1 protein-coding gene is annotated in these 1029 nt (G+C 64.6%); it reads right to left on the bottom strand.

Annotated elements, in window-relative coordinates; translation table 11 throughout:
• Nucleotides 1-1029, bottom strand: a 1029-nt coding sequence (locus PHO31112_RS27360; RefSeq protein ID WP_217427084.1) for a hypothetical protein, incomplete at both ends; no start/stop codon positions are given.

Below are 1029 nucleotides of genomic sequence, written 5' to 3'. Positions count from 1 at the left end.
CACTTCGTCGCCCACCGCCATGCCCGACCAGGGGGCGATCTGGACGTGCGCTCCATTGGTCGTGTCGCGGGGATCGAGCGTATTGCCGCGGGCTTCGAGCACCGTTGGTGCGGCAAGCGTGCTGGCCGTGCCGGCGATGTTCAGGAAGGTGCTCTGGGAACGCCCCTCGTCGACGCCATTGCGCTTGACGCGGTAGTACAGAGATGCGGTGCCCGGCGCCACCTGCACCAGCGCGCTGTGGCCGATCGCCATGTGGACGAACTGGTCGCCGGCGGCCACGGGCGCGTCGCTTTCCTCGCGCACCGGCAGCCCGGCGTTCGACTGTCCGTCGAATATCAGGTGGATGGTGTCGCCCACGGCGATCGGCGCCTTGACGGTGATCAGCACCGTGGCGTCCTTGTCACCGAGCTTGTCCACGTCGATCACGCCGCCGCGGGCGTCGACGACGTAGGGTGCATCGAAGATCGCGTTGCTGGCATCGACCTGAGCATAGGCGGGCATGGAGTTGTTCGACCACTGGCTGACGATGTCGGTGATGTCGTAAGTCACCATCAGCTGAGCGCTGTCGCCTGCCGCGAGGATAGTTTGCTGATCGATCGTCACCACGACCGGCGCTCCGACCTCGCCGGGCTGCAAGGGCGCGTGATAGACCGACGCCGTGCCCCAGCGTACGCGCAGCTTGTCGCCTGTCGCCATGTTCTCCCAGAGCGGTACGGTGACGGTGACGCCGTTTTGCGCTTGCGTCGCATCGACGATGTTGGGCGATACCGTTGGCGCCAAAAGATTTTCGTTGCGGTACGGCGTGTCGACCGGATCGGGATCGATGCCGCCCGGGACGGTGGTTTTTACGGTGACGGTGGTTGCCGGGGACGTCACCGGCTGGTCCATGAAAGCTACATACCAGACCTTGATAGGACCATCTCCGGTGTTGACGATGTTGGACACCGGAACGCGCATCGAGACGCTCCCGAGGAGATCGTCCTGATTGAGCACATGCGTGTCTACCGGACGCGAGGCATCGCCCCAGTA

The sequence above is a fragment of the Pandoraea horticolens genome, assembly GCF_902459555.1.
GTDB classification, from domain to species: domain Bacteria; phylum Pseudomonadota; class Gammaproteobacteria; order Burkholderiales; family Burkholderiaceae; genus Pandoraea; species Pandoraea horticolens.
This window is presented reverse-complemented; position numbering and strand designations above follow the sequence as displayed.